The following is a 25,637-nucleotide window of genomic DNA, read 5'->3' on the forward strand; positions in this document are numbered from 1 at the left end:
GTTATGGACCGCAGAAAATTTCTGATTAATAGTTTAGGTACTGTTGGTGTATTAGGCTTGCCTTTTGCTTCACATGTCGCTTTTTCTCAGGCAGCTGGTGTTTACACTTATTTGACTCCGATTACTTTATCACTGGCGTTTGCTCCAGTCTTATATCCGAGTGCAGCCGGTATTTTTCAAAAATTAGGCTTAGATGTAAAAGTTGAAGTAGGACGTGGGGCTGGGCAGGTCATTCAGTTAACTGCGGCAAAACAAGTGGATAGTGGCCGTACCGGAGGCGCTAATTACATGGCGGCTCGAGCGCAAGAAAACTCCGATGTTATTGCCTTTGCCACCATTGCTCAAGTCTCGCCTTTTGTGGTGATTTCGTCAGAAAAAAAAGCGGTTCATAAAGTAAGTGAATTAGAGGGGAAAATCATAGGTTTAGCTTCTTTTGGTGGCTCTATGGAAGCGACCTTGAACCTGATGCTTGCAAAAGCAGGGGTAGATCCCAAGCGAGTGAAAAGAGAGCGAGTAGCTGATGGCCCAGCTTCATTTGCCATGATAGAGGCTGGTCGCATTGACGCCTTTTTTGGTAATGTCAGCACCGTTTCCCGATTACGTGCTGCTGATTATCCACTGCATGTTATGAGTGTAGATGATGGTGTACCGGGTCAGGTGTATGTAGCTCGTGAGTCTGATTTGGAAGTAAACCACGCGCAACATTTGGCTTTTTTAAAAGGAGTACGCGAGGCTCTTTTGCAAATGATGGATATGGATGATCAAGATTTGCTAGAAGTGATTCGTCTTATTGGAAGTAAATATGATGTGCCCGGTATAGACCAAACCAATATTGCTTTGAGTGATTTGAAGGGCAACCGAGAATTATGGCTAGCTCAAGGTAAAGACAACATCTTACGTAATGTTCCAGAGCAATGGGAACAAGGTCAGCAGTTGCTCGTTGAGGCTGGTCTGATGAAAAAAACTTCTCGTCGTCTGTATGACAACAGCCTTTGGGAGGCAAGCCTTGTCTGATCAAAACAAGACCCATCAAGAGGAACGCCAAAAAGTCGTCGTTTTTGATAATGTAAGCAAGCATTTTGAAACACGCACTGGGCCTGTTATTGCCTTAGAGCACATTAATCAGTTTATTGCTGATGGTGAGTTTGTGGCTGTTATTGGCCCTTCAGGCTGTGGGAAGTCCACGTTGTTGCGTTTATTGTGCGGCTTAGAGCAGCCTACCCAAGGCGAGGTCCGTTTATCTAAAGAGGTCAATAACGATTCAGGTATAGGTGTTGCGTTTCAAGAGCATCGTTTATTGCCTTGGTTAACCATCCAAAAAAATATTCTTTTGCCCAAGCTAATGCAAGGCAGCGTCACGGCAGAGGATGAGCAAAGAGCAACGTTTTTATGTGAGATGGTCGGCTTGAAAGGGTTTGAGGAAAAAAGACCCTCTGAGTTGTCCGGAGGGATGAGACAACGCGCCTCATTTGCTCGTGCTTTGTTTTCAAAACCCAGCTTGTTATTACTGGATGAACCTTTTGGGGCCTTAGATGCATTAACGCGGGAAAAAATCATTGCTGATGCAGAGGCCATTTGGATGAACCAAAAGTTTGGTGCATTTTTGATTACACATTCTATTAGTGAAGCGGTGCATTTAGCGGATCGAGTCCTAGTGATGTCAGCTCGGCCTGGGCGGGTAGTAGCTGAAATCCCAATTACATTAGATCGACCACGTACCAAGTTTTTAAGTGATCCGGAGTTTATGCGGTTTTGTGATGAATTACGTCATCACCTGGAGATATAAAGTGAGCCGACATTTCATTCCAATTATTTCAATAATTGTTTTCTTCTTACTTTGGAAAGGGTATGTGTTTTTCTTCGAGGTGTCACCTTTGGTGCTGCCACCTCCAGAAGATGTGCTATCTGCGTTAGTCAGATTAATGCAGCGTGATGATACCTACTACCATATTTATACCACCTTGGTAGAGTGTTTGGGCGGCTTTTGTATAGCTGTAATTTTGGGAACCGTACTTGGGCAGTTGCTAGGTCGTATTGACCTTTTAGATAGAATATTTAAGCCTTTTGTGATTGCACTACAGCTAACACCTAAAGTCGCTTTGATTCCTTTGTTTATTCTGTGGTTTGGGTTTGGTATTGAGTCAAAAATCATTATCTCTGCCTTATTAGCCTTTTTTCCTGTTTTTTCAAATAGTTATTTAGGGGCTAAATCGGTAGATACAGGATTAATCGAGGTATTTCATGTAGGCCGTGCTACGTCTTGGCAGAGGTTCCGATTGTTAGTTGTTCCAGCATCCTTGCCGTATATTTTGACGGGTATGGAAATGGCGATTGTGCTGGCTATTATTGGGGCCGTTGTGTCTGAGTTTGTTGCTGGGTCCCGAGGACTGGGCTATTTGGCTACGATCAAATTGCAAGATTTAGAGGTTGATACTTTATTTGCTGTGGTGATTCTGCTGGCTATGATTGGTTTTGTTCTTTATTTTGCAGTGGGGTCTTTGCGTAAAGTGGTTATACCTTGGCATGAGTCAGCACAAACAGCAAAGCATTAAACTATCTATCTTGCTTTTTAAGGTGACGTATCTTTAAGGCGTAAGCGCCCGGTTAAAATGTGTTAACCGGGCGCTTATATTTTTACATTACGGAAGTATTCATAAGACCGTATTTTTCACGCCACTTATAAAACGTTGCATTGCTCATGCCATGCATACAGCATAACTCTGGAATCGGCGTACAGGCTTTAGCTTGTTTCAAAGTGTAGCAGCCATTAAATTACTTGTGTTATCATATTTGATAACAAGAAAGAGGTAATAAATGATCTGGAAAATTGATTTTTATACAGGTGTTGAAGATGAGATTTTAGACATGCCTCCTAAAATTCAAGCTCGAATGATCAAACTTTTGGAGCTAATAGAAAAGCATGGAACCAATTTAGGACCACCGCACACGGAGTCTTTAGGCGAGGGCTTATTTGAAATACGAGCTAAAGCGCAGGAGGGTATTGGTCGAGGCCTATTTTGTTATTTAAAAGGTAAACGTATTTACGTTTTGCATGCCTTTGTAAAAAAATCTCAAAAAACACCTAAAAAAGAGCTAGATTTAGCTAGAAAACGTCAAAAAGAGGTTGGTTAATCATGAGCTTACACAACTTAAAGCAAAGAGCATTAGAGAATCTTGAAGTTAAAGCTGAATATGAAAAACTTACGGAAGAGTTTGCCTTCATTAACCAGCTACTTACTATGCGTAGTCAGGCTGGCTTAACGCAAGAAGAAGTCGCTAAACGTATGCAAACACAGAAAAGTAATATTAGTCGTTTAGAGCGTGGTAATAGTAATCCTAGTTGGCAGACTTTAGTTAAGTATGCGCATGCTTGTGGGTTTGAGTTAACGCTGCAGTCAGTAAGGCGGTAAGGTAATTCCCCCACTAAACCGCAGTGCTATAACGTAAAGTTTCCCGAATAGGAAATTCAATGAAAAAGTCTCGTTACACCGACAGTCAGGTCATGACGAGTCTCAAGCAGGCCGAAGCGGGCACTTAAGCCACGCGCACGAAGCATATTGCATCAATAGTAGCGTAATGCTACAATAGGTGCATAAGTCACACAGGAGTTAATTATGGCAACTACAAGTATTCGTATTGATCAAATTTTATTTGATAAAGCAGAAATCATGGGTAAAGCCTTAAACCGAACTACTCCCAAACAAATTGAGCATTGGGCAAAAATAGGCAAAATGATGGAGGACAATCCTGATCTACCCTATGAATTTGTTCAACAAGCTATTATTGCTCAGGCTGAAAAAGAGGCAGGAGAGTTAGAGGTTTACCGCTTTGACTAAAATTATTCAGGTCTTACAGACACCTACTTTTAAGAAGGCAGTTAAGCGTTTACAGAAAAATCAAAAAAAAGAGTTAGATCAAGCCATTAAAACAATAATGGCTGATCCTCTATTGGGTGAGCAGAAAAAAGGCGATCTCGTTTTTCTGCGTGTTTACAAGTTTCAAATGGTGAAGCAACTCACCTTATTAGGCTACAGCTACCAAGATGGTGCTGTTTCATTAGAATTATTACATGTAGGCAGCCACGAAAATTTCTATAGAGATATTAAGTCTAGCATTAATAAATAACTCAGCCATTCAGCCCTAATCCCAACCTACCATTTCTAGAGCAGCTAGAAAAAAACAAAGCTTGGTGCGGCCTTAGTTTTGGCAAGCATAATTTTCAGTTCAACAGCTTAGAGCAATTAAGTCAGGCTGCTCAACACCTTAAAGACGGTAATATTTTAGAGCAAAAGCAAAGTTTTAATGGTATTTTGCTAGGTGTTTTACCTGCCTCAAAAGTGTTTGAGTTTAAAATTAGTCAGACTGATAAAATAATTAAAGGAAAAATAAGCCCCGAACTTAAAGATATAGACTCAATTTATCAGGAATGGCTTTTTAATGAATCAAAAATAGACTGCAAGTTGGTCACTGTAGGTCAAGGCACACCAAGATATACACTTATTGGTATTAATGCGCCTCAACCGTAAATGAGTGCCAACAGACAGTCAAACCATCAAATCGTATCCACAGTAATATACGGCTCGTTTTTTTCTGTTGTTTCTGCTGTAGGCACAGGGGTAACAGTGCGCTCTTTAGGCTGCGCTTGTGCAAGCCATTTGGTAGGAAGTCCAACAGCAGCCAATAAAGTAATGCCCGGGAACAGTAGGCCACCAATTAACCAAGCCCCAAAGGAATAGCCTTTTTCTTTGGCGACATAGCCGGTTAAAAAGGCGCCAACCAGCCAGGCCAGCACGCCCCAAAAAAAGCTAAGCCCCATAAACCCAAAGTAGTAATGCCAGATGCTAACGGTGCCCATGTGTTTTCCTTTTTAGATCGATGAATGCGTTAGCTCTATTCTACCTATAATTGCAATGTGCATTTTTCTAAACAAGATCACTATTTCCTCTGCTTATTTGGCTTTAAAAAGCAGAAGGCAATAAATTAGCCCCCGATGGTAGGGGCTAATTTTCTAAGGCGATGGGATTTGTGTCTTTAGTCTAGGCCAAGTCCACCTATGCACACGTATTTGCTTTCTATGTATTCCTCTATGCCTTGTCGGCCGCCTTCCTTGCCCATGCCGGATTCTTTAAAGCCGCCAAAGGGGGCCTCTACAGCGGTGATCAGGCCTTCGTTAATGCCTACCATGCCATAGTGCAGCGCATCCATAACACGGAAGCTGCGGCCGAGACTAGAAGTATAAAAATAACACGCTAAGCCGTATTCGGTGTCGTTGGCGATTTGAATGGCTTCTGCTTCGGTGTCAAAAGAATAAATAGGAGCGATCGGGCCAAAAATTTCTTCTTTGAAAAAAGACATAGAGGGGTCTACGTTCGAGATAACAGTAGGCTCGAAGAATAGGCCCCCTAGCGCATGGCGTTTTCCGCCTGCGGTGATTTTTCCGCCTTTTGCCGTGGCGTCGGCAATAAAGGCTTCGACTTTAGCAATGGCTTTTTCATCAATCAGCGGGCCTTGTTGGGTCCCCTTTTCTAGTCCGTTGCCTACTTTTAGTTGGTTTACGTGTGCTGCAAAGCGGGTGACAAATTCATCGTAAATGCCTTTTTGTACTAGAAAGCGGTTGGTGCATACGCAGGTTTGGCCAGAGTTACGAAATTTAGTGTTGATAGCGCCTTCAACGGCGAGCTCGATATCGGCATCATCAAACACAATAAACGGGGCGTTGCCGCCTAGCTCCATAGATACTTTTTTGACTGTGTCGGCAGCTTTTTTTAAGAGGATTTTTCCTACTGGGGTCGAGCCCGTAAAGGTAATTTTATTAACAGCCGGGTTAGCACAAAGCTCATCGCCAATTTCAGAGGCTGAGCCAGTAATGATGTTGACCACGCCTTTAGGAATGCCGACTTCTTCGCAGAGGATGCCCCAAGCAATGCCTGAGTAGGGGGTTTGAGTGGCGGGCTTGACCACAATGGTGCAGCCGGCGGCTAGGGCTGGGGCCAGTTTGCGTGCCAGCATCGACGAAGGGAAGTTCCACGGTGTAATGGCGGCAACTACGCCCACGGGTTCTTTAGTGACTAGGATTTTTCTGCTGGTCCATGGGCTAGGGACGACATCGCCATATATCCGACGTGCTTCTTCGGCAAACCAAAGTACATAGGCTGCCGAGGACGCGACTTCTGCCATGGCTTCGGCAAGAGGTTTACCTTGCTCTAGGGTTAAGAGCTCGGCCAGAACTTTTTGGTTTTTTAAAATAACGTCGTGGAGGTCGCGTAGCAATTGGGCACGCGTAGCAGGCGAGGTACGACGCCATTCGGTTAGGGCGGCACTGGCCGCTGCGATAGCACGTTGTGTTTCGGCTTTGCCTGAACGCGGTATATGGCCTAATACCGTGTTATCTGCTGGGTTGGTGACGGCGATGGTGTCAGCCGAGTCCGCATGTACCCATTCTCCGTTAATTAGGTTGGCGTTGCGTAAAAAATGTTCCGTGGTATGGGGCATAGTTTGTCTCTAAATAATAATTAATAAGCATCAACAACACAGACTTAGGGGATGAGCTGCTTTTTTGACAAGGCCCAAGCCAAGATTAGGCGCAGGTTTGTACTAATTGCGGCTTTCCCAAAGCCTGCTAATCTGTAGTGTGACCATGTGGTCACATTTAAGTTTGAAAATGGCTCCTTTTTACATTTTTCAGCTGGGGATAGGTATGAATATACTGCGAAATAAAAGACTCGTGGGGGCAATGTTGTTCACCGCCACAACGGGGATGACGGTAGCCAGTGCGCAAACCGTAACAGCGGTGATGCACTCGGGTTTGCGTATGATGGACCCGATACAAAGTACCGCTTTTATCACTCGTGAGCATGGTTACATGATCTACGATACCTTAGTAGGCATTGATTCAAATTTCAAGGTGCAGCCGCAAATGGCGGATTGGGAGGTGTTGGATGACGGAAAGGTGTACCGGTTTACATTGCGTGATGGCTTGAAATGGCACGATGGCACACCGGTCACGTCTGAGGACTGCATTGCGTCAATTAAACGCTGGCTAGATAACGACAACACAGGGCCTGTATTAAAAGACTTTTTAGCTGATACCAAAATAGTGGATGACCAGGTGTTTGAGCTTCACTTAACCGAAGCGACTAGCCTTATGCTTGATAGCTTAGCAAAAATCAGCTCTCGTCCTGCCTTTATGATGCCTAAACGTATCGTAGAAGAAGCTAACGAAAAAGCTGTTAGCGAAATGATCGGCTCTGGCCCGTTTAAGTTTGTGCAGTCTGAGTTTCGCCCTGGCGTTAAGGTGGTTTATGAAAAAAATACCGATTATGTGCCTCGTGACGAGCCTGCTGACTGGACTTCGGGTGGCAAGCAGGTGAATGTAGATCGAGTCGAATGGGTAAGCATGCCTGACGCAATGACGAGTGCGAATGCTTTAATTAATGAAGAGGTCGATTTTATAGAAAAGTTTCCTTTTGATTTATTGCCTTTAGTGGAAAATATGCCTGGGATAACTGCTAAGGTGATCGATCCTTTAGGAAACTGGAGCTATTATCGTTTCAATCATAAGCACCCGCCATTCGATAATAAACTCGTACGCCAGGCTGCTATGTACGCTGTAGGCCAAGAAGACGTTATGAAAGCTTTAGTGGGTAACGCTGATTACTATTCAACGTGTGCTTCTCCTTTTGGTTGTGGTACACCCAATGCGACCGATTACGGCAAAGAAATGATTATTTCGGCAAATGCCAAAAAAGCAAAAGAGCTGTTGGCTGAGGCCAGCTATGATGGCACGCCGGTAGTTCTCTTGCACCCCACTGATCATGTGATGGCTTCGCCTCAGCCAGTGGTTATTGCCTCAGCATTAAAAGCCGCTGGCTTTACTGTTGATATGCAATCCATGGATTGGCAGTCAGTCGTCACGAGACGCTCCAATGCAAACGAGCCAGCGCAAGGCGGGTGGGGTATTTTTGCGACTTACGGTATTGTTGCAGCGTCAGGCGACCCGTTTGCTAACACAACTATTGCAGCCAATGGTAAAGATGCTTGGTTTGGTTGGCCTGACGTGCCTGAAATCGAGGCTTTGCGTTTAGAGTATGCGCGTGCGACCGATGATCAAAGCAAACAAGCTACTGCTGCTAAAATTCAGGAATTCGTAGTGGACGAAGGCGTGATTGTGCCATTAGGGCAGTTTCGCACCCCCGCAGCCTTTAGAAATACGCTACAAAATATCCCTGAAGCCCCGATCACTGTATTTTGGGGACTCGAAAAAAATAGCTAAGTTTTAAATTAATAAAGAAAGTCTGTGTACTACACCTTAAAGACAAGCGATGACTTTCTTTAAGGTGTTAACACAGGGTGAGCTTAACTTACGCTTGGTGCTCTTTGTAATACTCTTCCGGGACGTGCGCTTGTTACGGCTCCATCTTTCCAAGCTATTTTACCGTTCACAATGACGGTCTCAATACCAATTGCTGGAATAGTAGGGTGTGCAAAGCTTGAGCCTTCTGCAACCGTTTCCGCATTTAAAATAACTAGGTCAGCAAAGGCGCCTTCGCGTATTACGCCTCTGTCTTTTAAGCCAAATTTTTCAGCACTTAACCCAGTCATTTTTTTAATGGCTTTCTCAAAACTGAATAGGCCTCTGTCGCGTGAGTAATGCCCAAGTACTCGAGGAAAACTGCCCCACAGTCTAGGGTGTGGTACTTCGTCATGAGGGAGGCCGTCAGAGCCAATCATCGTATCTTTAAAAGCCAAAATTCTCGATACATCCGCTTCGTCCATGCGGTGGTAGATAGCACCGGCAGGCGACAGTCGCTTAATAGCGTCCTCTTGAGTTGTTTCCCACTCTTTAACAATGTCTGCAAGCTCACGCCCTGCCATAGTGGGGTGGGGAACAGACCAAGTGACTGTGACTTTTAATGCGGAAGCGGCAGCTTTTGCAGCAAGGACGGTAGAGGAGGCAGAGTAAGGATAGCAGTCTAAGCAAATCGGTTGTAAAGCCATTTGCTTTTCAATAAAAGCTAAAGTTTCAGAAGAGCGGCCAAAGTTTTGCTTGCCTGCGACTTTGTGATGCGAGATAACCACTGGTAAGTCCGCCTCGCGCCCAATTAAAAATGCTTCTTCTAATGCCTCCATGACTTCATCACCTTCGTCGCGTAGGTGTGTACAGTAAAGGCCACCGTACTGACTTGCTACTTTAGCTAACTCAATGATCTCTTCTGTGCTTGATAAAAAGGCAGGCTCATAAGCTAGTCCCGTAGATAACCCAATTGCACCTGCTTTCATAGCCTCGACTAACAATGCTTTCATTGCTGTGATTTCGTCTGGAGTAGCAGGACGGTTAAAGTCTGACATCACGGCAATGCGCAAGGTAGTATGCCCTACTAATAAAGCACTATTGGTCGTTGGTGGTGATTCGCCTAATGCTGCTATATAGCTGGCAAAGGTAGGATACTTAAACCAAATACCTTCGCCGTCTAGTAAATTCATCGGGGGCGTGATGGGCGGTGTCATAGGTCGAGGGGTAGGCGCCAGTGAAATACCACAATTACCAGTAATAACTGTGGTGACCCCTTGAGTGATTTTTGGCAACATAGCTCCGTTAGAGAGCATAACGCGATCATCGTGAGTATGGGTGTCTATGAAGCCAGGTGTAACCAATAGGCCTTCAGCATTGAGGTCATTTTCTGCGGTCCAATTAGTGGCGTCTCCCACCATAACAATACGGTCTTCTTTGACGACCACATCAGCTGCAAACCGGGCGCGCCCGGTGCCGTCCACGACTTCTGCATGGCGAATAATTAAATCTGCGTGCTTAGACATTGAGACTCTCGCTTTGATGATTCATAGAGGTGGCCGTATCAACAGGCCTGAAATTCTGGAAGTCCCAATGACGACCAGGAGCGGCTTCAATTAGGCTTTGGGTGTAAGAGTGCTGAGGGTTGACAAGTATTTCTTCAGCGCGACCCGCCTCAACAACTACACCACGCTGCATGACAAGAATTTGATCACAAATTTGAGCTGCCACGCGTAAATCATGAGTAATAAATAACACAGCGATTCCCATGCGCTGGCGCATATCGTCAAGAAGTTTGAGGACTTGTGACTGTACGGATACGTCTAGAGCAGACACGGCTTCATCAGCGACGAGCACGTCTGGCTCTAATGCCAAGGCGCGAGCTATGCATAAGCGTTGACGTTGGCCACCAGAAAATTGATGTGGATAACGTTCTAATGCCGACGTATCCATGCCTACCCAATCCAACAACATGGCAATCCGTCTGTCGCGCTCTGCTTTAGGAATACCAAAGTTTTCCATTCCTTCAAGTAATGCATCGTGTATCCGTAGTCGTGGATTTAATGAGCGATACGGGTCTTGGAAAACAATTTGCAGTCGTTGACGCAGATCCCGTAGGGCTTCGCCTTTAGCTTTGGCTAGGTCGCTATCGCCTAATTGGATAAGTCCGGAGGAGGGTTCAATTAGACGCATAATACAACGTGCTACCGATGATTTTCCAGAGCCTGATTCCCCCACAATACCCACGATTTCTCCTCTGTTTAGGGTGAAAGATACATTGTCAGCGGCCACTACACTGCGGTTAGGGGCGAGAAAATGTTTTTCTTCATAGGTTTTGTTTAGGTCGATTACACGCAGAATGGGATCTGGAGCAATGGCGCGCGCCTCACTCGGTATTAAGCTTGGCACAGAGGAAACCAGCATACGTGTGTAGTCTTGAGTGGGGTTACTTAAGATAGCGTCGCGGGTGCCCGTTTCCACCATTTTGCCTCGATTCATAACCACTATTCGGTCAGAAAACTCGGCTACAACGCCAAAGTCGTGCGTAATAAATAACACGGCCGTATTTTGTTTTTCTTGTAGTTCTCGTATAAGCGCCAAAATCTGTTTTTGTGTTGTAACGTCTAGCGCAGTAGTGGGTTCGTCGGCAATTAATAGACGAGGTTTTAAGATCAACGCCATGCTGATCACAATACGTTGTCGTTGCCCCCCTGATAATTGGTGGGGGTAAGCAGAATACATTTTCTTTGGGTCAGGAAGATGCACCGCCTCGAACATCTCTAACACTTGTTGCTTACGTTGTGAGGGGTTCCCTATACCATGGGCTTTAAGGACTTCCTCTACCTGTGGACCGACACGTTCTACAGGGTTTAGTGCTGTCATGGGCTCCTGAAAAATCATCGCCATCTTAGAGGCACGTAAAGCGCGTATACGAGAGGGGGTGGCGTTGAGCAAGTCTTCACCATCTAACCAAATTTTTCCTTGGCTGCAATACAGTTCAGATTTCGCTAACAACCCCATGGTTGCAAGCGAGGTCACGGATTTTCCAGAGCCGGATTCTCCTACTAAACAAACGGTTTCACCGGGATGAACGGAAAAAGAAATATCTGAAATTGCATAGCTGTTTTCGTCTTTATTGGCGATTTTGACCCAAAGGTTTTCAATCTTTAAGACGGCGTTATCATCTGAAGCTTGCGAGGAGTGTGCTGCATTCATCATTTTTTCACCATTTTAGGATCAAGTTCATCGCGCAAAATATCGCCCAATATATTGACGCTTAATAAAGTAAGCGCTAGGAATATGCCTGGGTATAAAACTAAGCCTGGGTAAAGCTGAAAGAACATGCGGCCATCGGCCATCATATTGCCCCATGAGGGTATTTCCGGCGGTAGCCCAGCGCCTAAAAAGCTGAGAGTGGACTCAATTAAAATAGCCGAGGCAAAGATATAGGTACCTTGCACAATCAAAGGTGCCCAAGTGTTAGGAATAATATGGCGGAAAATAATGCGTGGAGTCCGGGTGCCCAGAGTGACAGCGGCCTCAACATACGGTTCATGTCGAATCGATAAAATGACGCCTCGGACTAATCGTACAACACGTGGCACTTCGGGGATGACGATGGCTACTAAGACAGTGAGTAGGCTACCACCAGTCAATGCTACTAGTGAGATGGCTAATAAAATACTTGGAATAGCCATAATGCCGTCCATGATGCGCATGATGATGGCATCAAACACCCGAAAGTAGCCAGCTAAAATACCAATAAATAAACCAAAAAGTAGGCTAAGAGAGGCAGCTCCAAGGCCAACAATAATAGAAACCCGCGCACCGTAGATCACACGAGAATAAATATCACGCCCAAAAGCGTCACTGCCAAGCCAATGTTCGGCACCGATAGGGGCAAGTCGAGAAGCGGGATTAATTTGTGTAGGGTCAGAGGTTCCCAACCATGGCGCTAATAAAGCCATCACAATTACAAGCACTAATAAGAAGCAAGCCGTAAAAGCAGTGGGGCTTAATAAGCGACGCAGTAAACCTGTGAGAAGCGTTCGTTCAGTCATCACTGCTCCTAGTAAGTGATACGTGGGTCAAAGACGGTGTAGAGCACATCAACAATTAAGTTGATGACGATATAGGTGAGTGAGAACAGCAAGATCACGCCCTGAATAATGGGATAGTCGCGGGCTAGTACCGCTTCAACCACTAAGCGCCCTAAGCCTGGAATATTAAATACGGATTCAGTCACTACAACTCCACCAATCAATGAGGCAGCGCCAATACCTATTACTGTCACAATAGGCACGGCTGCATTACGTAATGCATGCCGTAATAGCACTGTGCTTTCTTTTACGCCTTTAGCCCGTGCCGTGCGAACGAAATCCTCATTCATGACCTCAATAACACTACTTCGAGTAATACGAGCAATTAAAGCGGTATACACTGCACTCAGTGCAATGGTGGGTAAAGTTAGCCGTCTAGCGAACTCATAAAAGCCACTGCTGAGGTCGCGATAGCCTTGTACAGGAAACCACCCTAGCTTCATCGAGAATATATAGATCAAGAGATAACCCACCACAAAAGTAGGGATCGAAAAACCTAATACCGAGAGGATCATGACAAAGCGGTCGGTAATTTTGCCATGACGCCAAGCGGCAATGACGCCAATAGGGATGGCAATAAGCAGGGTAAAGCTAAGAGTGGCGATGGCTAAGGCAATGGTAGGTCCCATGCGATCGGCAATTAGAGCGGTCACAGGCGTATTCGATAATAATGAAGTGCCTAAGTTGCCTTTTAGCAGATCGCTTGTCCATTGGAAAAACTGCTCATAAATAGGCAAATTTAACCCCATCTGAATCCGTATGGCTTCTAGTTGGGCGGGTGACGCGTCGTCTCCAGCAATGATGGCCGCCGGGTCACCAGGGGTAAGGCGTAATAAAGCAAAGATCACGATGGCGACCATGACGACGACTGGAATCGTCGTTACGATACGGCGTGCGATATAGGCCAGCATAAATGTGCTCCCTAATTAGATTTGGTTAAAGACCAAAAGGCAGTGATAGGCGAATGCGGGACGTCACGCAGCGTAGAGAGATAAGCAGCAGGAATAGTAAATTGACCCAAGGGCATAACCACGCCTTGGTCAAGAGCCAGCTCGTTGATCTTTAAAGCAATGCGTTTCCGGTCTGCTTCGCTTGACGCAAGCGCAAACTGCTTGCGCAGTGCTTCTATTTCAGGCACATCAGGCCAACCGGCCCAAGCCTGTTTGCCATTTGCTGCCAGTGTTGTATTGCCAAAGGGGTCGCCACTGGTAGCTAACGTGGAGTACGTAGAAAAAATGTTCCACCCCCCTTCGGTTGGCGCAGCCTGATTGCCTTGTTGCATGACTACACTTTGCCAATCCATGGTTTTTAACTGCACGGTAAAGCCGGCTTTACGCAGTGCATCGGCTACCACTACAGGTTGTGCAGAAACAGTTGCCATATCTGTAGGATGCAAAATGACCACGGGGGTGTTGTCGTAGCCCGCTTCCTGAAGTAGCGCTTTGGCTTTGTCCAATTGCGGTTTAATGATGTCGTCTTGGCGGTAGTCGCTTTCAAATGGGTTGCCACAACCCAATACAGCAGCGCAGGGTTGAGCATAATCCGCGTTGCCTATTAATGCATCCAACACTTGTTGCTGGTCAATGGCTAACATAGCTGCTTGACGTATAAGCGGGTTGTCAAACGGTGGGTGTAAGTGATTAAAGCGTAGATATGTCCAGTTACCTAGTTCGTCGATGGTGTCTACTTTTATTTCGTTATTTGTTTCAAGCAAGGGTAGCAAGTCCAACGGCACCTGTTGCAGTAGATCGACTTCACCATTAAGCAATGCATTCACCCCCGTCATGGGGTCGGGCATGGTGACCCATTCAACGCGGTCCACATTCACGGTTTTACCGCCCGAGGTCCAGCTAGCGGGCTCCGCGCGTGGCACGTAGTCGGTATTTTTCGCATACACCACTTTTACGCCAGGTCGGAACTCTTCGCTGACAAACTTAAACGGACCCGAACCAATCAGTTTGGTGATGGCTTGGCTCCCAGGCGTCTCTGCGATGGTTTTAGGCATCATAAAAGCAGGTCTGGAGCTGAGCTTGGCTAGACCTGAGAGTAAGAGTCCGCTGGGTTCGGCTAAAGTGATGGTAAATGTGTTGTCATCAATGGCCTCTATGGTGGTGATCATTGACTTTAAGACTTGGCCGGTGGAGTCCACACTCATCCAACGGTTAATTGAGGCAATGCAGTCCTCAGAGGTGACCGGTGTACCATCGTGCCAACGTAGACCCTCCCGTAAGGAAAATGTGTACTGCTTTTCATCTTCACTGACTTTCCAGTCGGCCATTTGGGGGCGTATTTTAAACTCTTCGTCCATCCCTAATAGGGTGTCGTAGATCATATACCCATGATCGCGTGTTAAAAAGGCGGTGCTAAATATAGGATCCATGACGCGTAAGTCAGCATGCATCACCGCTGTCACTGTAGTGGCCGAGGCTAAGATCGGCAACGAAAGTAAAGCTGCAGTGGTGATGTGTTTGACTACATTGGGGACCATAAAATGTCTTTTGTAGTGTGTGTTCATGTTTGTCTCCTAGGGCTTACTCCAGTCTGCGTAGTGTGTAGAGCAGCTGGGTAATAAAAAGGTCTATTTTTATAATTCAAAACGTGCAGCAAGCTGTGAATGGGGTTGGGTGCTTTGGGCTACTGCATCGGCTAATAAACGTGCTGAACCAAAAGCAAGAGTAAAGCCAAGCGCACCATGGCCTGCATTCACAAACAGGTTGGGGATGGAGGTGCGTCCGATCACGGGTTTACTATCAGGACGGGCCGGACGCTGCCCACTCCAAAAAACAGGGGAATGCAAAGGTTTTAAGGCGGGCAAAAATTCCTGTACTTGTGCTTTTAAGGTGTGAGTGCGGTCTTCTATAGTTTGTGGGTCATTAATACCAATATCGATCATGCCAGCCACACGAAGCTTGTCACCGATCCGTGCATAAACAACCTTGTTTCGTATGTCGCTAACGCTGGTTTGTGGTGCGCCACTAGTATCGTTGACGGCATACGTCAATGAGTAGCCACGTAATGGATAAATGCCCAGATTTAGACCTACGTTTTTTGCTAGGGCTTGGGCCCCCATACCATTGGCCAGTACGATAGCGTCTGCTGGTATAGCTTCCTGATGCGTATAGGCTTGAATACCTCCGGTTGGAGTAGTTTCCAAGCGAGTTAAGGGCGTGTTATAGCGAAAGTTAACGCCTTGCTTCGCTAAGACCTCACTAAGCCCAAGGCATAGGGCTTCACAGTCGCCTGCTTGCTCGGATGGAGTGAAAATGGCGCCGTGGATGCGGTGTTTAATGGGATGCAGGCTGGGTTCTAGCGCGCAGGTTTGTTCTACCGTTAATTCGGTTTGTGTGACACCATGGCTACGCAAAAACTCAGCTTGAATTCGCGCATCGGCAAGCGCAGCGCTGGATTCAAACACAAGGAGCTTGCCGTTTTGGTTATGCGAGAACGCAATTGGGTGCTGCTGCAGTAGGGCGGTTAAGACGTCTTTGCTGAGGGCGCCTAAGTGCAGTAGGTCTTCAGAGGTTTGACGGCTTTTAGAGGCAGAGCAGGCCTTTAGAAAGTGCCATAACCAGTGAAGTTGTTGGCCGTCTGCATGGGGGCGAATACGTAGCGCGCCATGACGGTCTAGCAGTAGCTTATGCAGTGACTTGACGACTGCAGGGCTGGCTAAGGGGCTCACAAAACTGTAACTAAGCTGAGCGCCATTCGCCTTGCTGGTTTCTTGGCCAGCTTGAGACTGAGCCTCGACCACAGTCACCTCAAAGCCTTTTTGCCGTAGCTCATAAGCCGTGGCCAAGCCAACAATTCCTGCACCAATAACAAGAAAATGGGTCATGGTTATTCCGAGTCGACGTGGCGTAGTTGTGAAATGGTAGCGTTTACAGAGATGTGCTCTAGACTGGTGCGTACCACAATCACACACAGCTGATTGCTGTGTAAGGCTTGCTCCAGCGCAGAGGCAAACTGATCGCTTTGCTCTACTAGAAAAGCATTAGCACCATAGGCGGTTGCCATAGCGACAAAATCGGGATTCAGCAACGTTGTAGCACTTTTACGTTTTGGAAAATGCAGCTCTTGGTGCATGCGGATGGTGCCGTAGGCGCTGTTATCTGAAATGATAATAATGGGGGCTGCACCAAACTGTTGAGCCGTGGCCAGTTCGCTGCCGGTCATAAGAAAACCGCCGTCGCCCACAAAACACACCACCTTTTTTTCTGGCTCTAGTAATGCGCAAGCGACGGCAGCAGGAACACCATAGCCCATTGCACCAGAGGACGGACCAATCAGTTTTCGCGTAGGGGAAAATCGAAATAAGCGTTGTACCCACCCACCAAAATTCCCAGCATCCAAACAAAGAATGGCGTCTTCGGGTAGCATTTGGTCTGCTTGAGCCACGATATTGCCAAAAATAACGCCATCCTCCGCATCAGGTCGGGTCTGCCAGTGGCGCAGTTCACTTACTGTGGTGTGCAATTGAGCGGTCCACTCATTCCATGCCGTGGTTGGCGCTGCATTTTGGCATAAGCTACGCAGTACACTGGTTGGGTCAGCCGCTATACCAATATCCGTCTGTCTATACCGTCCTACAACTTCTGCATCGGGCCAAATATGAATCAGTTTTTGTGCCGCTTTAGGGGCGGCGGGAAAAGCAAACGATTGAGTAGTAACATCGCCCAGACGTGTGCCTACGGCAATAATTAAGTCTATTTTTTCGTAGATCGTAGCCAAATCGGCAGGTAAGCCTACAGTAAGATGACCTGCAAACAATGGATGGCCATTAGGGAACAGATCGGCATGACGCACTGTAGTGGCAACGGGTAATGAAAACTGCTCGGCAAACTGCAGTAACGCCGCTTTGCCGTCTTGGCTTTTGAGTAGGCCACCCGCTATGATTAAGGGGTGTTTGGCTGTAGATAGACTTTGTAAAATGGCTTCGGTATCTGCCAAAGTCAATGTGCTTTTGACTACCTGTCTTGGGTAGAAAGCCGCACTGTTACAGTGTTCTTCTAGCATGTCTTCCGGCAACGAAATGACCACAGGGCCTGGCGTACCCGCCTGTGCTATTTTAAATGCCATACACACCGTATCGGCTAGCTGATTAGGGTCGTTCACTTCGACCACCCACTTGGCTACATCTACAAATACGCGTTCATAGTTCATGCCTTGAAAGGCGTCACGTCGTAGGTTTTCTCGTTCGGCTTGACCAATAAAAACCACCAGTGGCGCCGCATCTTGTTGCGCCGAGTGAATGGCAATGGCGGCATTCATGCACCCCGGGCCACGACTGACCATTAATACTGCTGGCGTTGTACGTAATCGCATATCGCCTAGTGCCATAAAACCTGCTCCCCCTTCGTGTCTGCAGGTGATCACCTGAATACTCTGCTCATCCACTAAACTGTCTAAAACGCTTAGGTAGCTTTCACCGGGTACACAATAAACATGGTCAATCCCATGAGCGACTAAGCATTGCACTAATAAATCTGCTGCGCGAATTGTCATTCTGATGCCTCATTATGTTTGGGTAGTGAGTCAGAGCCAGAGGGATTTTTTACATTGGTCTCTGTCTGGGGGTGATGAGCTCGTAATTCTTTTAACGTGGTGTTTTGGAATTCCGCTGGCAGGCTTTGAGTCAGTTGGATGAGTGCGTTATCAATGCGTTTCCAGCCCTCGGAGGTACGCAATGGCACCCCCAAAAACTGACTTTCCGTTTTGGCGCGTAAGGACAAATACAATACGCCAGCCAACATCACACTCACCATGGCAGGCACGTCCATTTCATCGTTCAAGGCAGCTAGCTCGTCAATAAAAGGGCGCGCCGCCATTTCACGACGCTCAGCCAGCTGGCCGCTGACCTCATTGCGTTCGATTAATTCCCATCTACGTATTTCTTTAAGCGCATCGTTGTCTTGCAAAGCGCTAATTTGCGCCCGCAGCATCTTTAAAATGAGCTCTTTAGGAGTGTTGGTTTCTGCACTAGGGTCGCGGAGGGTTGAGGAGTTGCTGGTCCAGAAGTCTTGGTTTTTCATCCATTGCATCATTAAGCCCGGCAGTCCATCAAAGTATCGGTAAATCAGTTCTTTGCTAACCCCTGCGCGCTCTGCAATAGCGTTTATGCCCACTCCCACCATCCCGGTTGCGCGTATTTGATCTTCAAGCGCTTGCATAATTCGTTGTTCTGTTTTTTCTCTGCGGGATAAGGTCATGGTTGCGGTCCTATAACAAGTCCTAAGGACGAAAAATGGGTCTGCGGGTCTAAGGCACAAAGGGTTACGTTGGCGATGACGTCGTTGTAACTTACGCCTAGAAAAGCGCCTTCGGTGTCTACCACTGGTGTGCCGTTTTGAATGATGGTGCGGCGTCCACGTGCATTACTTAACGACTGATCAGCACTAACAATACGCAGTACACGTCGGGCGCTGGCGTGGACTACGATTACGTCATGGTCTGCTTGGGTTAACTGGCAATGTGCATCAATAGACACCAAAGAAAACGTGGCCGGTGCAGTTTGCGCATTGAAGCGCTGACTCGCGATTTGAGCGACTAAGGTTGCCGGATCTGTACGCATTACAACGGCAGGAAAAGCAATTGAGTTCATCAGCAACGCTATGCTGCTGTCGCCATGCTGATGCATTGCGGTATACACATCAAGCCGTCTTTGAACCCGAGCACTGTTTGCCAAGGCAAGTGCACCGGTTGCGCTTAACGCAATTAAACCTGCATCACACTCGGGGTCGGCATCTAACGCAATAGTGACCGCTTCCTGCGCGGTTTGCCCCAGCGCTAATTGCTGTAAAGCCGTTTTATTAAGCGGTGCGCCATTGACTTCACGGTTGGGCAGGCGATGCCCGGTGACAAGACCTACGTGGTTTTGACTAGCTAAAAACTGGCTAAGCGGGGTAGGGCGATGAGGACCACTAGAAATAAGAGCCGCACGCTCATAGCCTAGCCATGAGTCTGGGATTACTAGTTGTGTAGAGCCACCCTCTTGCGTTTCACAAGAGTGAGTGACGCCGTTGTGATCCATAACGGTTAGTACCGCAAAGCCGCCGATGGCCCCCGCACCAAGGGTTTCTGTAGCGCGTAAAGCATCTATCACTACCGATACAGCGTGAGGCCCTACAGCAGCTATTCCTATCGTCATGCCATTATGCTCCATAAAGGTGACCAAGTGGTCACATTTAAATGCTAGCATCATGTAGCAGGTATGAGTAGTCGAGTTTTATTAGTAAATTCCCTTAAGCTTGAACGACTTTTTTGGGACGAATGCTGCCAGTTTGCTCGACGATACGCTGATAGTGCTCGGGACGGCGATGGGCTTCAAAGTTAAAGGTAGAAGCGCGATTTACTTGGCACAAGGATAAGTCGCAGTCGGCAATGATGAGCTCATCGTGCCACGTCGAGGAGCGCGCAATAATTTCCCCAAAGGGGTTGACGATAATGGAGCTACCAAACATAGCGTGACCGTCTTCAACGCCTGCTTTGGCAACGGACACACCAAAGCAGTTGTTTTGATAACAGCCGGCTTGCACGCTTAGGTTAGATTGCATGACTTTTAGATGTGGGGGCTGATGGTGGGTAACATCAAGGTTTGCTACAGGCGTGTTATAGCCAATCAATACAATATCCACTTCTTGTAAACCTAAAACGCGCCATGCTTCGGGCCATCGTCTATCGTTGCAAAGCAGCATCCCAAGGTTGAATTCGCCTACGTTTTCTAAATAAAAACGCTCTACCGGAAAACCCAAGTTTCCAACTTCAAAATACCGTTTTTCTAAGTGTTGTAAAGGGCGTTCGGGAATATAGTCGGCATGGCCGGGCAGGTGGATCTTGCGGTATTTCATAAGGTGTTCGCCGGCGCTAGAAATAAGACTAGCTGTGTTGTAGCGGTGGTTGTCCAAGGTTTTTTCGGCGTAGGAAATCTGGACCATAATATTTAGGTCTTTGGCTTTTTGTAGTGCGTTTTCAAGTCCTCGCGGTGGCCATTGGTCTTCAAACCATTGGTCGGCTTCTTCCAACGTTTCGTAATACCAGCGTGGAAAGAAAGGCGTTAAACAAAGCTCAGGAAAGACGATCAATTGCGCGCCTCGTTTAGCGGCTTGCTCTATAAGATGCTGCATGCGTTGGGCCACGCTTTCTCGGGTATCGTTTTTTTGCGTGGCTCCCATCTGAGCGCCAGCTATCGTGATTACAGGTGTCATTGTTCTCTTCTGTGGTTGAGTGGTTACGAGTAATACAGCTTCACCAGGCGCTTTAGCCTTTAGGGATTTGCTTTTTTTGGGGTGGGGCCCCATTGGCTGGTTATCACCGCTCACAGGTCGACCGACAAACCTACCGTATCAAGCACAGATCTCTGAGGCTAACGCTTAGGCTAATTCATTCTACCTACAATTAGAAAATTCAGGTTTTATCGTTTAAGGCAGGCTAGACAAGGCTTTGCTCGCGTATGGGTGTCAGATAAAAAAGCGGGGTGGGCGCTTTTTATTTCATCTTGATGTCAAGCAAAAGCGTGATTCCGTAAAACTTAGCTTCATTAACCCCTAATTAACTACGAAAAGACGTAAAATAGCCGTCTTAATGTAGAGTTGCTTTTATAAATTAGTTACGTGAATCACCAATTTCTTTTTCTTCAGGGCGTGAATTCGCCCTTTTTTGCTGATTTGGCCGAGGCCTTGAAAAAACAAGGGCATGGTGTATTGCGGTTAAATTTTACGGTGGGTGACAAGGTATTTTGGCGTCGCAATGGTAATGCGCATAGCTGTACGTTGCCGGCGGACCAAATGACGGCTTTTGTGGCCGAGTTCTATAGAACACACACGGTGACCGATGTGGTGTTGTTCGGTGACGAGCGTCCCGTACATCAAGCCGCCATCCAGATTGCAAAGCAGTTGGGGGTGCGGGTTCATGTGTTTGAAGAGGGGTATTTTCGTCCCTATTGGTTTACGCTAGAGCGGGGCGGTGTCAATGCTAACTCAGCGTTACCCAAAGACCCCTTGTGGTATCAGGAGTGGGGGCCGTTGGTGCCAAATTACCGTAATGGCTTATCGTTTAGGTCGTCGTTTTATATGCGCGCTTGGTTTGATGTGGCCTACCATTTCTGTAGCTTGGCTAATCGTTGGCAGTTTCCGCAGTACCAATACCATGCCCCACATACGGCATGGCAGGAATACTGGCCGTATTTGGCAAAGCAGATCAAACAAAGCATAGTGCGGCGCCAAGCCCAAGACAGCAAAACCATTGGGCGTTTTTTAGCCCAAGACAAAGCATTTTATTTATTGCCTTTGCAGTTGGACTCCGACGCGCAAATTCGCTGTCACTCGCCTTTTGAAAACATGTATCAGGTCATGGATACCGTGTTGGCGTCCTTTGCGCAGCATGCGCCATCTGACACGGTATTGGTGATTAAAAACCACCCGCTAGATATGGGGCTAGTTAATCATGAAAAAAATGCGTCTGCCTTGGCGCAGCACTATGATCTTGCTGATCGTGTGGTGTTTTTGCAGACGGGGGCCATGCCAACCCTATTGGGGCAAGCCACTGGGGTGGTCACTGTCAATAGTACGGTGGGGGCTTCAGCGCTCTACCATGCTTTACCTACTAAAGTGCTTGGCGAGGCCATTTACGATATAGCGGGGCTAAGCTACGACGGCGCGTTGGATCAGTTTTGGTGCGATTCACAGCGCCCTAATATGAATTTATTTCACCATTTTCGTAATGTGGTGATTCATGCGACGCAGCTAAATGGTGGTTTTTATACCTCAGCAGGTATGCGTATGGCTGTGCAGCAGGCGGTGCCAGCACTGTTGGCGCCTCAGTCTTTTATCGAGATGAATTATGTCCCCTAAACCTCAGACGGTTTTAATTACAGGCGCTACCGGAGGCATCGGGCGCGCCTTGGCCATTGCGTATGCCGCACCGGGTGTGTTTTTAGTGTTGCAAGGGCGTAATCCCGATCTATTAGTCGGCATTCAGCAGGCATGTCAACAGCTAGGGGCGCAGGTGGAAACCGTGCGTTTTGATTTAAGCGATACCGAGGGCTGGCGCACGTGGTTAATGGATTTTTGTGCGCAGCGCCCCGTGGATTTGGTGTTTGCCAATGCGGGCGTCAACATTAATCATGGCGAGGACAATGCCGGCGAGCAGTGGGACGAGATTCGTCAGTTGCTACGGATTAATGTGGACGCCGTGTTTGCGACCGTGCATGGGGTGCTGCCTAGTATGCGCGCTCGAGCGCAGGGGCAAATAGTGCTGATGAGTTCGTTAGCTGCCTATAGAGGCTTGCCTGTTACGCCCAGCTATAGCGCAAGCAAAGCCGCGGTAAAAGTGTATGGCGAGGGCATGCGCGACTGGTTGGCTCCTCAGGGTGTACGTTTGACCGTTGTCATGCCAGGCTATGTCAGCTCTAAAATGTGTGAAGACATGCCTGGACCAAAGCCGTTTTTATGGGCTGCCCCCAAGGCTGCCGCCTACATTCAAAAGCGTCTGCGTAAAAATCCGCCACGTATTAGTTTTCCGTTTCCTTTGAATTTTGGCACTTGGGGGTTAAGCGTGTTGCACCCTTCGGTTTCCGCATGGATTTTGCGTCGTTTAGATTATGAGCATTAATTTTGCCCTAATTGCTTTGGCGATGTTGGGTTACAAGGTATCGCTAGTGTTGGATTATGCGGTCAAGCCGCGTCCGCGCCTGATGCGTCATCTGCGACATTTCTGTGTACATGCCGGGTTGTGGTTGATGGGCTTTGCTTTCGAGATGTTGTTGTTTCAACGTCCTTGGTTTGCCCTGTTTAATTTGCTTGGTCTGCAGTTGCTGTTGATTATTATTAGCAATATGAAGCAGCGTTTTTTACGCGAACCCTTTTTTTATACCGATACCGAGTATTTTTGGGATGCCATCAAGCACCCTCGGTTGTATTTACCTTTTTTTGGTATAGCTAATACGGTGTTGGGTTTTGCCATTTATGGTGCGGCAGCGGCACTGGCGTTTTATTTTGAGTCGGCTTACAGTCAGTGGCCCACCGCCGTGCTGTTGTTTGCTGGGGCGGGGGCGGTAGCTCTGCTTTTAGGTGGCGCGCTAGCTCGTGCTCAACCCAGTTGGCAGCCTAGTGCCGATATACAGCAAATGGGCTTTACGCCTGCTTTGTGGCGCTATGCGCAGGCCGAGCGTCAGGTATTAGACTTGCACCAGCAAGCCCCTTTTGCGCAGGCTTGGCAGTCTCCTGCTGTGTTACCGCATTTGGTGCTATTGCAAAGCGAATCCTTTTTTGATCCGCGTCGTTATTATGCAGACTACATACAGCCGCAGGTGCTAGCGCAGTTTGATCAGATGGCTGCAGCGGGGCAGTGCGGTGTGCTGCAGGTACCATCGTGGGGGGCAAATACCGTACGCACGGAATACGCGGTGTTGTCAGGGCTAGAGCCCTCGTTATTGGGCGTACACCAATTCAACCCGTATCGTCGTTTAGCAAAGCATTGTGTACCCAGCCTAGCGCATTATTTACGATCCATAGGTTATAAAACCATTTGTGTGCATCCGTATGCGGCCTCGTTTTATCGTCGTAATACCGCCATGCCGTTGTTAGGTTTTGATGAGTTCATTGATATTCGTGCGTTTACTAAAGACGATTATTTTGGGGCCTATGTGTCGGATGCGGCCCTAGGGCGCAAAGTCACCGAACTGGTGCAAGCACACACAGAGCAGCCGGTGTTTGTGCATGTTATTACCATGGAAAATCATGGGCCTTTGCATTGGGAAACCGTCAGCGCCAACGAGGCCAAGGCGTTGATGCAACAGCCCGTTCCCAAGGGGGCCGAGGATTTGCTTCCCTATGTGCGCCATATTCAACATACCGATCAGCTATTGCAGCAGTTGCAGCAGGCTCTAGCTGCTTCCCCACGCCCAGCGGGGCTGTGTATGTTTGGTGACCATGTGCCTATTATGAGTGGCGTCTATCAACAATTAGGCGAGCCGGACGGCAGCACTGATTACCTTTTATGGCGTACCGACAGCACGGTAGATCATCCCCAGGCCTCTGTAAGCGATAGCCTGACTGCAGCCCAGTTAGGGCCCGCGTTTCTATCGTTTATGGGCTTTAATGCAGACTCTGGGCTGACTACGGGCCAAGCGCCAAAGGAAATCAGTGCTAGCTCGCGTCAACACCGTTAATATCCGTCGTATAGACACACGCCTAGCGGCGTATTAACTAACTTATTACATATGGCATGCGTAGGTCATGCCTAAAGGGATACGATGATTGTTCAAATACAAAACCTTCACGTCGCCAACCACCTGCCCTTTGTGCTGTTTGGTGGGCTAAATGTATTAGAAGACACAGAGCAAACTTTACAGGTATGCCAGCATTTTGTTGAGGTCACCCAAAAGCTTAATATCCCGCTAGTGTTCAAAGCCTCCTTTGATAAAGCGAACCGCTCTTCAATTCACTCCTTCCGCGGAGTCGGCCTAGAAAAAGGCATGCAGATTTTTGATGCAGTGCGCCAACAGTTTGGTGTGCCTATCATTACGGATGTGCACGAACCCTATCAAGCTGAAATAGTGGCTAAACACGTGGATGTACTGCAATTACCCGCCTTTTTAGCGCGCCAAACAGACTTGGTGGTGGCCCTAGCCAAAACCCAAAAAGTCATTAACATCAAAAAGCCCCAGTTTTTAAGCCCATCCCAAACCGCACACATCGTTGAAAAGTTTAAAGAGGCAGGCAACGATCAACTGATCCTCTGCGATCGCGGCACCTGCTTTGGGTATGACAATCTCGTCGTCGATATGCTGGGCTTTAGCGTCATGAAGCAAGTCACCCACAATCACCCTGTGATTTTTGACGTCACCCATGCCTTACAACAACGTAATCCTAATGACCCGGCCTCAGGCGGCCGTCGTCAGCAAATTGTCGAGCTCGCTCACGCTGGCATGGCCACTAAATTGGCCGGCTTGTTCCTTGAAGCGCACCCCAACCCCGACCAAGCCAAATGCGACGGTCCTAGCGCTTTACCTCTCTCCCTACTTGAACCCTTTTTAACTCAGGTCAAAGCCATCGACGACGTAGTGAAAAATTTTGAGCCCTTAGCTATTTCCTAATCTTGCTTTTGTTATTCCACTGCCGGGCTTTTACCATTTCATTGCTGCGCTTTCATAATCAGCCATTCGCTAGGCAGTGCTCGCTCGTTGCACTCGCTCCGCGCTGAATCGCTCATAGCTGTTTATGACGCGTGGCGAGGAAAGTGGGGGTTGGACT

The 25,637-nt window shown here is 47.5% G+C and carries 24 protein-coding genes and 1 pseudogene; 12 read left to right on the plus strand and 13 right to left on the minus strand.

Annotation, left to right across the window (positions count from 1 at the left end; translation table 11 throughout):
- Positions 1–3: 3 nt before the first annotated feature.
- From GGR41_RS01890 to GGR41_RS01900, 3 genes are read left to right on the plus strand one after another with little or no spacing between them, the layout of a single operon-like run.
- Positions 4–1,014 (plus strand): ABC transporter substrate-binding protein, encoded by a 1,011-nt coding sequence (locus GGR41_RS01890; RefSeq protein ID WP_167660394.1) that lies wholly within the window; start codon positions 4–6, stop codon positions 1,012–1,014.
- Positions 1,007–1,786, plus strand: coding sequence for an ABC transporter ATP-binding protein (locus tag GGR41_RS01895; protein ID WP_244951417.1), 780 nt, complete (start codon positions 1,007–1,009; stop codon positions 1,784–1,786). The genes GGR41_RS01890 and GGR41_RS01895 overlap by 8 nt, the downstream gene beginning before the upstream one ends.
- Before the next feature lies 1 nt (position 1,787).
- Positions 1,788–2,552 (plus strand): ABC transporter permease, encoded by a 765-nt coding sequence (locus GGR41_RS01900; RefSeq protein WP_167660396.1) that lies wholly within the window; start codon positions 1,788–1,790, stop codon positions 2,550–2,552.
- Between the two features lie 85 nt (positions 2,553–2,637).
- Here the strand turns inward: GGR41_RS01900 and GGR41_RS13055 are convergent.
- Positions 2,638–2,754: pseudogene (locus GGR41_RS13055) on the minus strand (helix-turn-helix domain-containing protein); the annotation flags it as partial.
- Positions 2,755–2,814: 60 nt separating this feature from the next.
- On the opposite strand from GGR41_RS13055, the gene GGR41_RS01905 reads away from it, so the two are divergent.
- The 4 genes from GGR41_RS01905 to GGR41_RS01920 all read left to right on the plus strand — a co-directional run bounded on the left by GGR41_RS01905 (position 2,815) and on the right by GGR41_RS01920 (position 4,125).
- The gene (locus GGR41_RS01905) at positions 2,815–3,132 is read left to right on the plus strand and encodes a type II toxin-antitoxin system RelE/ParE family toxin (protein WP_167660397.1); all 318 of its coding nucleotides are present in this window, start codon (positions 2,815–2,817) and stop codon (positions 3,130–3,132) included.
- Positions 3,133–3,134: 2 nt separating this feature from the next.
- Positions 3,135–3,410, plus strand: coding sequence for a helix-turn-helix domain-containing protein (locus GGR41_RS01910; protein WP_167660398.1), 276 nt, complete (start codon positions 3,135–3,137; stop codon positions 3,408–3,410).
- 204 nt (positions 3,411–3,614) lie between these two features.
- Entirely contained in the window at positions 3,615–3,836 is a 222-nt protein-coding gene (locus GGR41_RS01915) for a TA system antitoxin ParD family protein (RefSeq protein WP_167660399.1), read from the plus strand.
- The gene (locus GGR41_RS01920; RefSeq protein ID WP_167660400.1) at positions 3,829–4,125 is read left to right on the plus strand and encodes a type II toxin-antitoxin system RelE/ParE family toxin; all 297 of its coding nucleotides are present in this window, start codon (positions 3,829–3,831) and stop codon (positions 4,123–4,125) included. Before GGR41_RS01915 ends, GGR41_RS01920 begins: the two co-directional genes overlap by 8 nt.
- Positions 4,126–4,552: 427 nt before the next feature.
- On the opposite strand, the gene GGR41_RS01925 is transcribed toward GGR41_RS01920, so the two are convergent.
- Positions 4,553–4,855 (minus strand): hypothetical protein, encoded by a 303-nt coding sequence (locus GGR41_RS01925; protein ID WP_167660401.1) that lies wholly within the window; start codon positions 4,853–4,855, stop codon positions 4,553–4,555.
- A gap of 176 nt (positions 4,856–5,031) precedes the next feature.
- A complete protein-coding gene (locus GGR41_RS01930) occupies positions 5,032–6,492 on the minus strand; it encodes an NAD-dependent succinate-semialdehyde dehydrogenase (RefSeq protein WP_167660402.1) in 1,461 nt (486 codons plus the stop codon).
- Positions 6,493–6,697: 205 nt separating this feature from the next.
- Here GGR41_RS01930 and GGR41_RS01935 point away from each other — a divergent pair, with 205 nt between their 5' ends.
- Positions 6,698–8,272, plus strand: coding sequence for an ABC transporter substrate-binding protein (locus tag GGR41_RS01935; protein ID WP_167660403.1), 1,575 nt, complete (start codon positions 6,698–6,700; stop codon positions 8,270–8,272).
- Positions 8,273–8,355: 83 nt separating this feature from the next.
- Here GGR41_RS01935 and GGR41_RS01940 read toward each other — a convergent pair whose 3' ends face one another.
- The 10 genes from GGR41_RS01940 to GGR41_RS01985 all read right to left on the minus strand — a co-directional run bounded on the left by GGR41_RS01940 (position 8,356) and on the right by GGR41_RS01985 (position 20,591).
- Complete coding sequence (locus GGR41_RS01940) at positions 8,356–9,816, minus strand: N-acyl-D-amino-acid deacylase family protein (protein ID WP_167660404.1); 1,461 nt, start codon at positions 9,814–9,816, stop codon at positions 8,356–8,358.
- Positions 9,809–11,506, minus strand: coding sequence for an ABC transporter ATP-binding protein (locus GGR41_RS01945; RefSeq protein ID WP_167660763.1), 1,698 nt, complete (start codon positions 11,504–11,506; stop codon positions 9,809–9,811). Before GGR41_RS01945 ends, GGR41_RS01940 begins: the two co-directional genes overlap by 8 nt.
- The gene (locus GGR41_RS01950; protein ID WP_077733408.1) at positions 11,506–12,351 is read right to left on the minus strand and encodes an ABC transporter permease; all 846 of its coding nucleotides are present in this window, start codon (positions 12,349–12,351) and stop codon (positions 11,506–11,508) included. The genes GGR41_RS01945 and GGR41_RS01950 overlap by 1 nt, the downstream gene beginning before the upstream one ends.
- A gap of 8 nt (positions 12,352–12,359) precedes the next feature.
- Positions 12,360–13,301: an ABC transporter permease gene (locus GGR41_RS01955; protein ID WP_077733407.1), complete on the minus strand. Its 942-nt coding sequence runs from the start codon at positions 13,299–13,301 to the stop codon at positions 12,360–12,362.
- A gap of 11 nt (positions 13,302–13,312) precedes the next feature.
- Positions 13,313–14,905 carry an ABC transporter substrate-binding protein gene (locus GGR41_RS01960; protein WP_229711254.1) on the minus strand — a complete coding sequence of 531 codons (1,593 nt, stop codon included), beginning with the start codon at positions 14,903–14,905 and terminating at the stop codon, positions 13,313–13,315.
- A gap of 69 nt (positions 14,906–14,974) precedes the next feature.
- Positions 14,975–16,225, minus strand: coding sequence for a D-amino acid dehydrogenase (locus GGR41_RS01965; RefSeq protein ID WP_167660405.1), 1,251 nt, complete (start codon positions 16,223–16,225; stop codon positions 14,975–14,977).
- Positions 16,226–16,227: 2 nt separating this feature from the next.
- Positions 16,228–17,892, minus strand: a complete 1,665-nt coding sequence (locus GGR41_RS01970; protein WP_167660406.1) for a thiamine pyrophosphate-dependent enzyme — start codon at positions 17,890–17,892, stop codon at positions 16,228–16,230.
- Positions 17,889–18,596, minus strand: a complete 708-nt coding sequence (locus GGR41_RS01975) for a TetR/AcrR family transcriptional regulator (protein ID WP_167660407.1) — start codon at positions 18,594–18,596, stop codon at positions 17,889–17,891. Before GGR41_RS01975 ends, GGR41_RS01970 begins: the two co-directional genes overlap by 4 nt.
- Positions 18,593–19,534 carry a DUF6963 family protein gene (locus GGR41_RS01980; protein ID WP_167660408.1) on the minus strand — a complete coding sequence of 314 codons (942 nt, stop codon included), beginning with the start codon at positions 19,532–19,534 and terminating at the stop codon, positions 18,593–18,595. Before GGR41_RS01980 ends, GGR41_RS01975 begins: the two co-directional genes overlap by 4 nt.
- 94 nt (positions 19,535–19,628) lie before the next feature.
- Complete coding sequence (locus GGR41_RS01985; protein ID WP_167660409.1) at positions 19,629–20,591, minus strand: nitrilase-related carbon-nitrogen hydrolase; 963 nt, start codon at positions 20,589–20,591, stop codon at positions 19,629–19,631.
- Between the two features lie 435 nt (positions 20,592–21,026).
- Here GGR41_RS01985 and GGR41_RS01990 point away from each other — a divergent pair, with 435 nt between their 5' ends.
- The 4 genes from GGR41_RS01990 to kdsA all read left to right on the plus strand — a co-directional run bounded on the left by GGR41_RS01990 (position 21,027) and on the right by kdsA (position 25,480).
- Positions 21,027–22,235 carry a capsule biosynthesis protein gene (locus GGR41_RS01990; protein WP_338112374.1) on the plus strand — a complete coding sequence of 403 codons (1,209 nt, stop codon included), beginning with the start codon at positions 21,027–21,029 and terminating at the stop codon, positions 22,233–22,235.
- Entirely contained in the window at positions 22,225–22,995 is a 771-nt protein-coding gene (locus GGR41_RS01995) for an SDR family NAD(P)-dependent oxidoreductase (protein WP_167660411.1), read from the plus strand. The genes GGR41_RS01990 and GGR41_RS01995 overlap by 11 nt, the downstream gene beginning before the upstream one ends.
- Entirely contained in the window at positions 22,985–24,553 is a 1,569-nt protein-coding gene (locus tag GGR41_RS02000) for an LTA synthase family protein (RefSeq protein WP_167660412.1), read from the plus strand. Before GGR41_RS01995 ends, GGR41_RS02000 begins: the two co-directional genes overlap by 11 nt.
- Before the next feature lie 84 nt (positions 24,554–24,637).
- Entirely contained in the window at positions 24,638–25,480 is an 843-nt protein-coding gene (gene kdsA / locus GGR41_RS02005; protein WP_167660413.1) for a 3-deoxy-8-phosphooctulonate synthase, read from the plus strand.
- Positions 25,481–25,637 lie beyond the last annotated feature (157 nt).

Origin of the sequence: Paenalcaligenes hominis, assembly GCF_011927625.1 — a bacterium.
Lineage (GTDB): Bacteria > Pseudomonadota > Gammaproteobacteria > Burkholderiales > Burkholderiaceae_B > Paenalcaligenes > Paenalcaligenes hominis.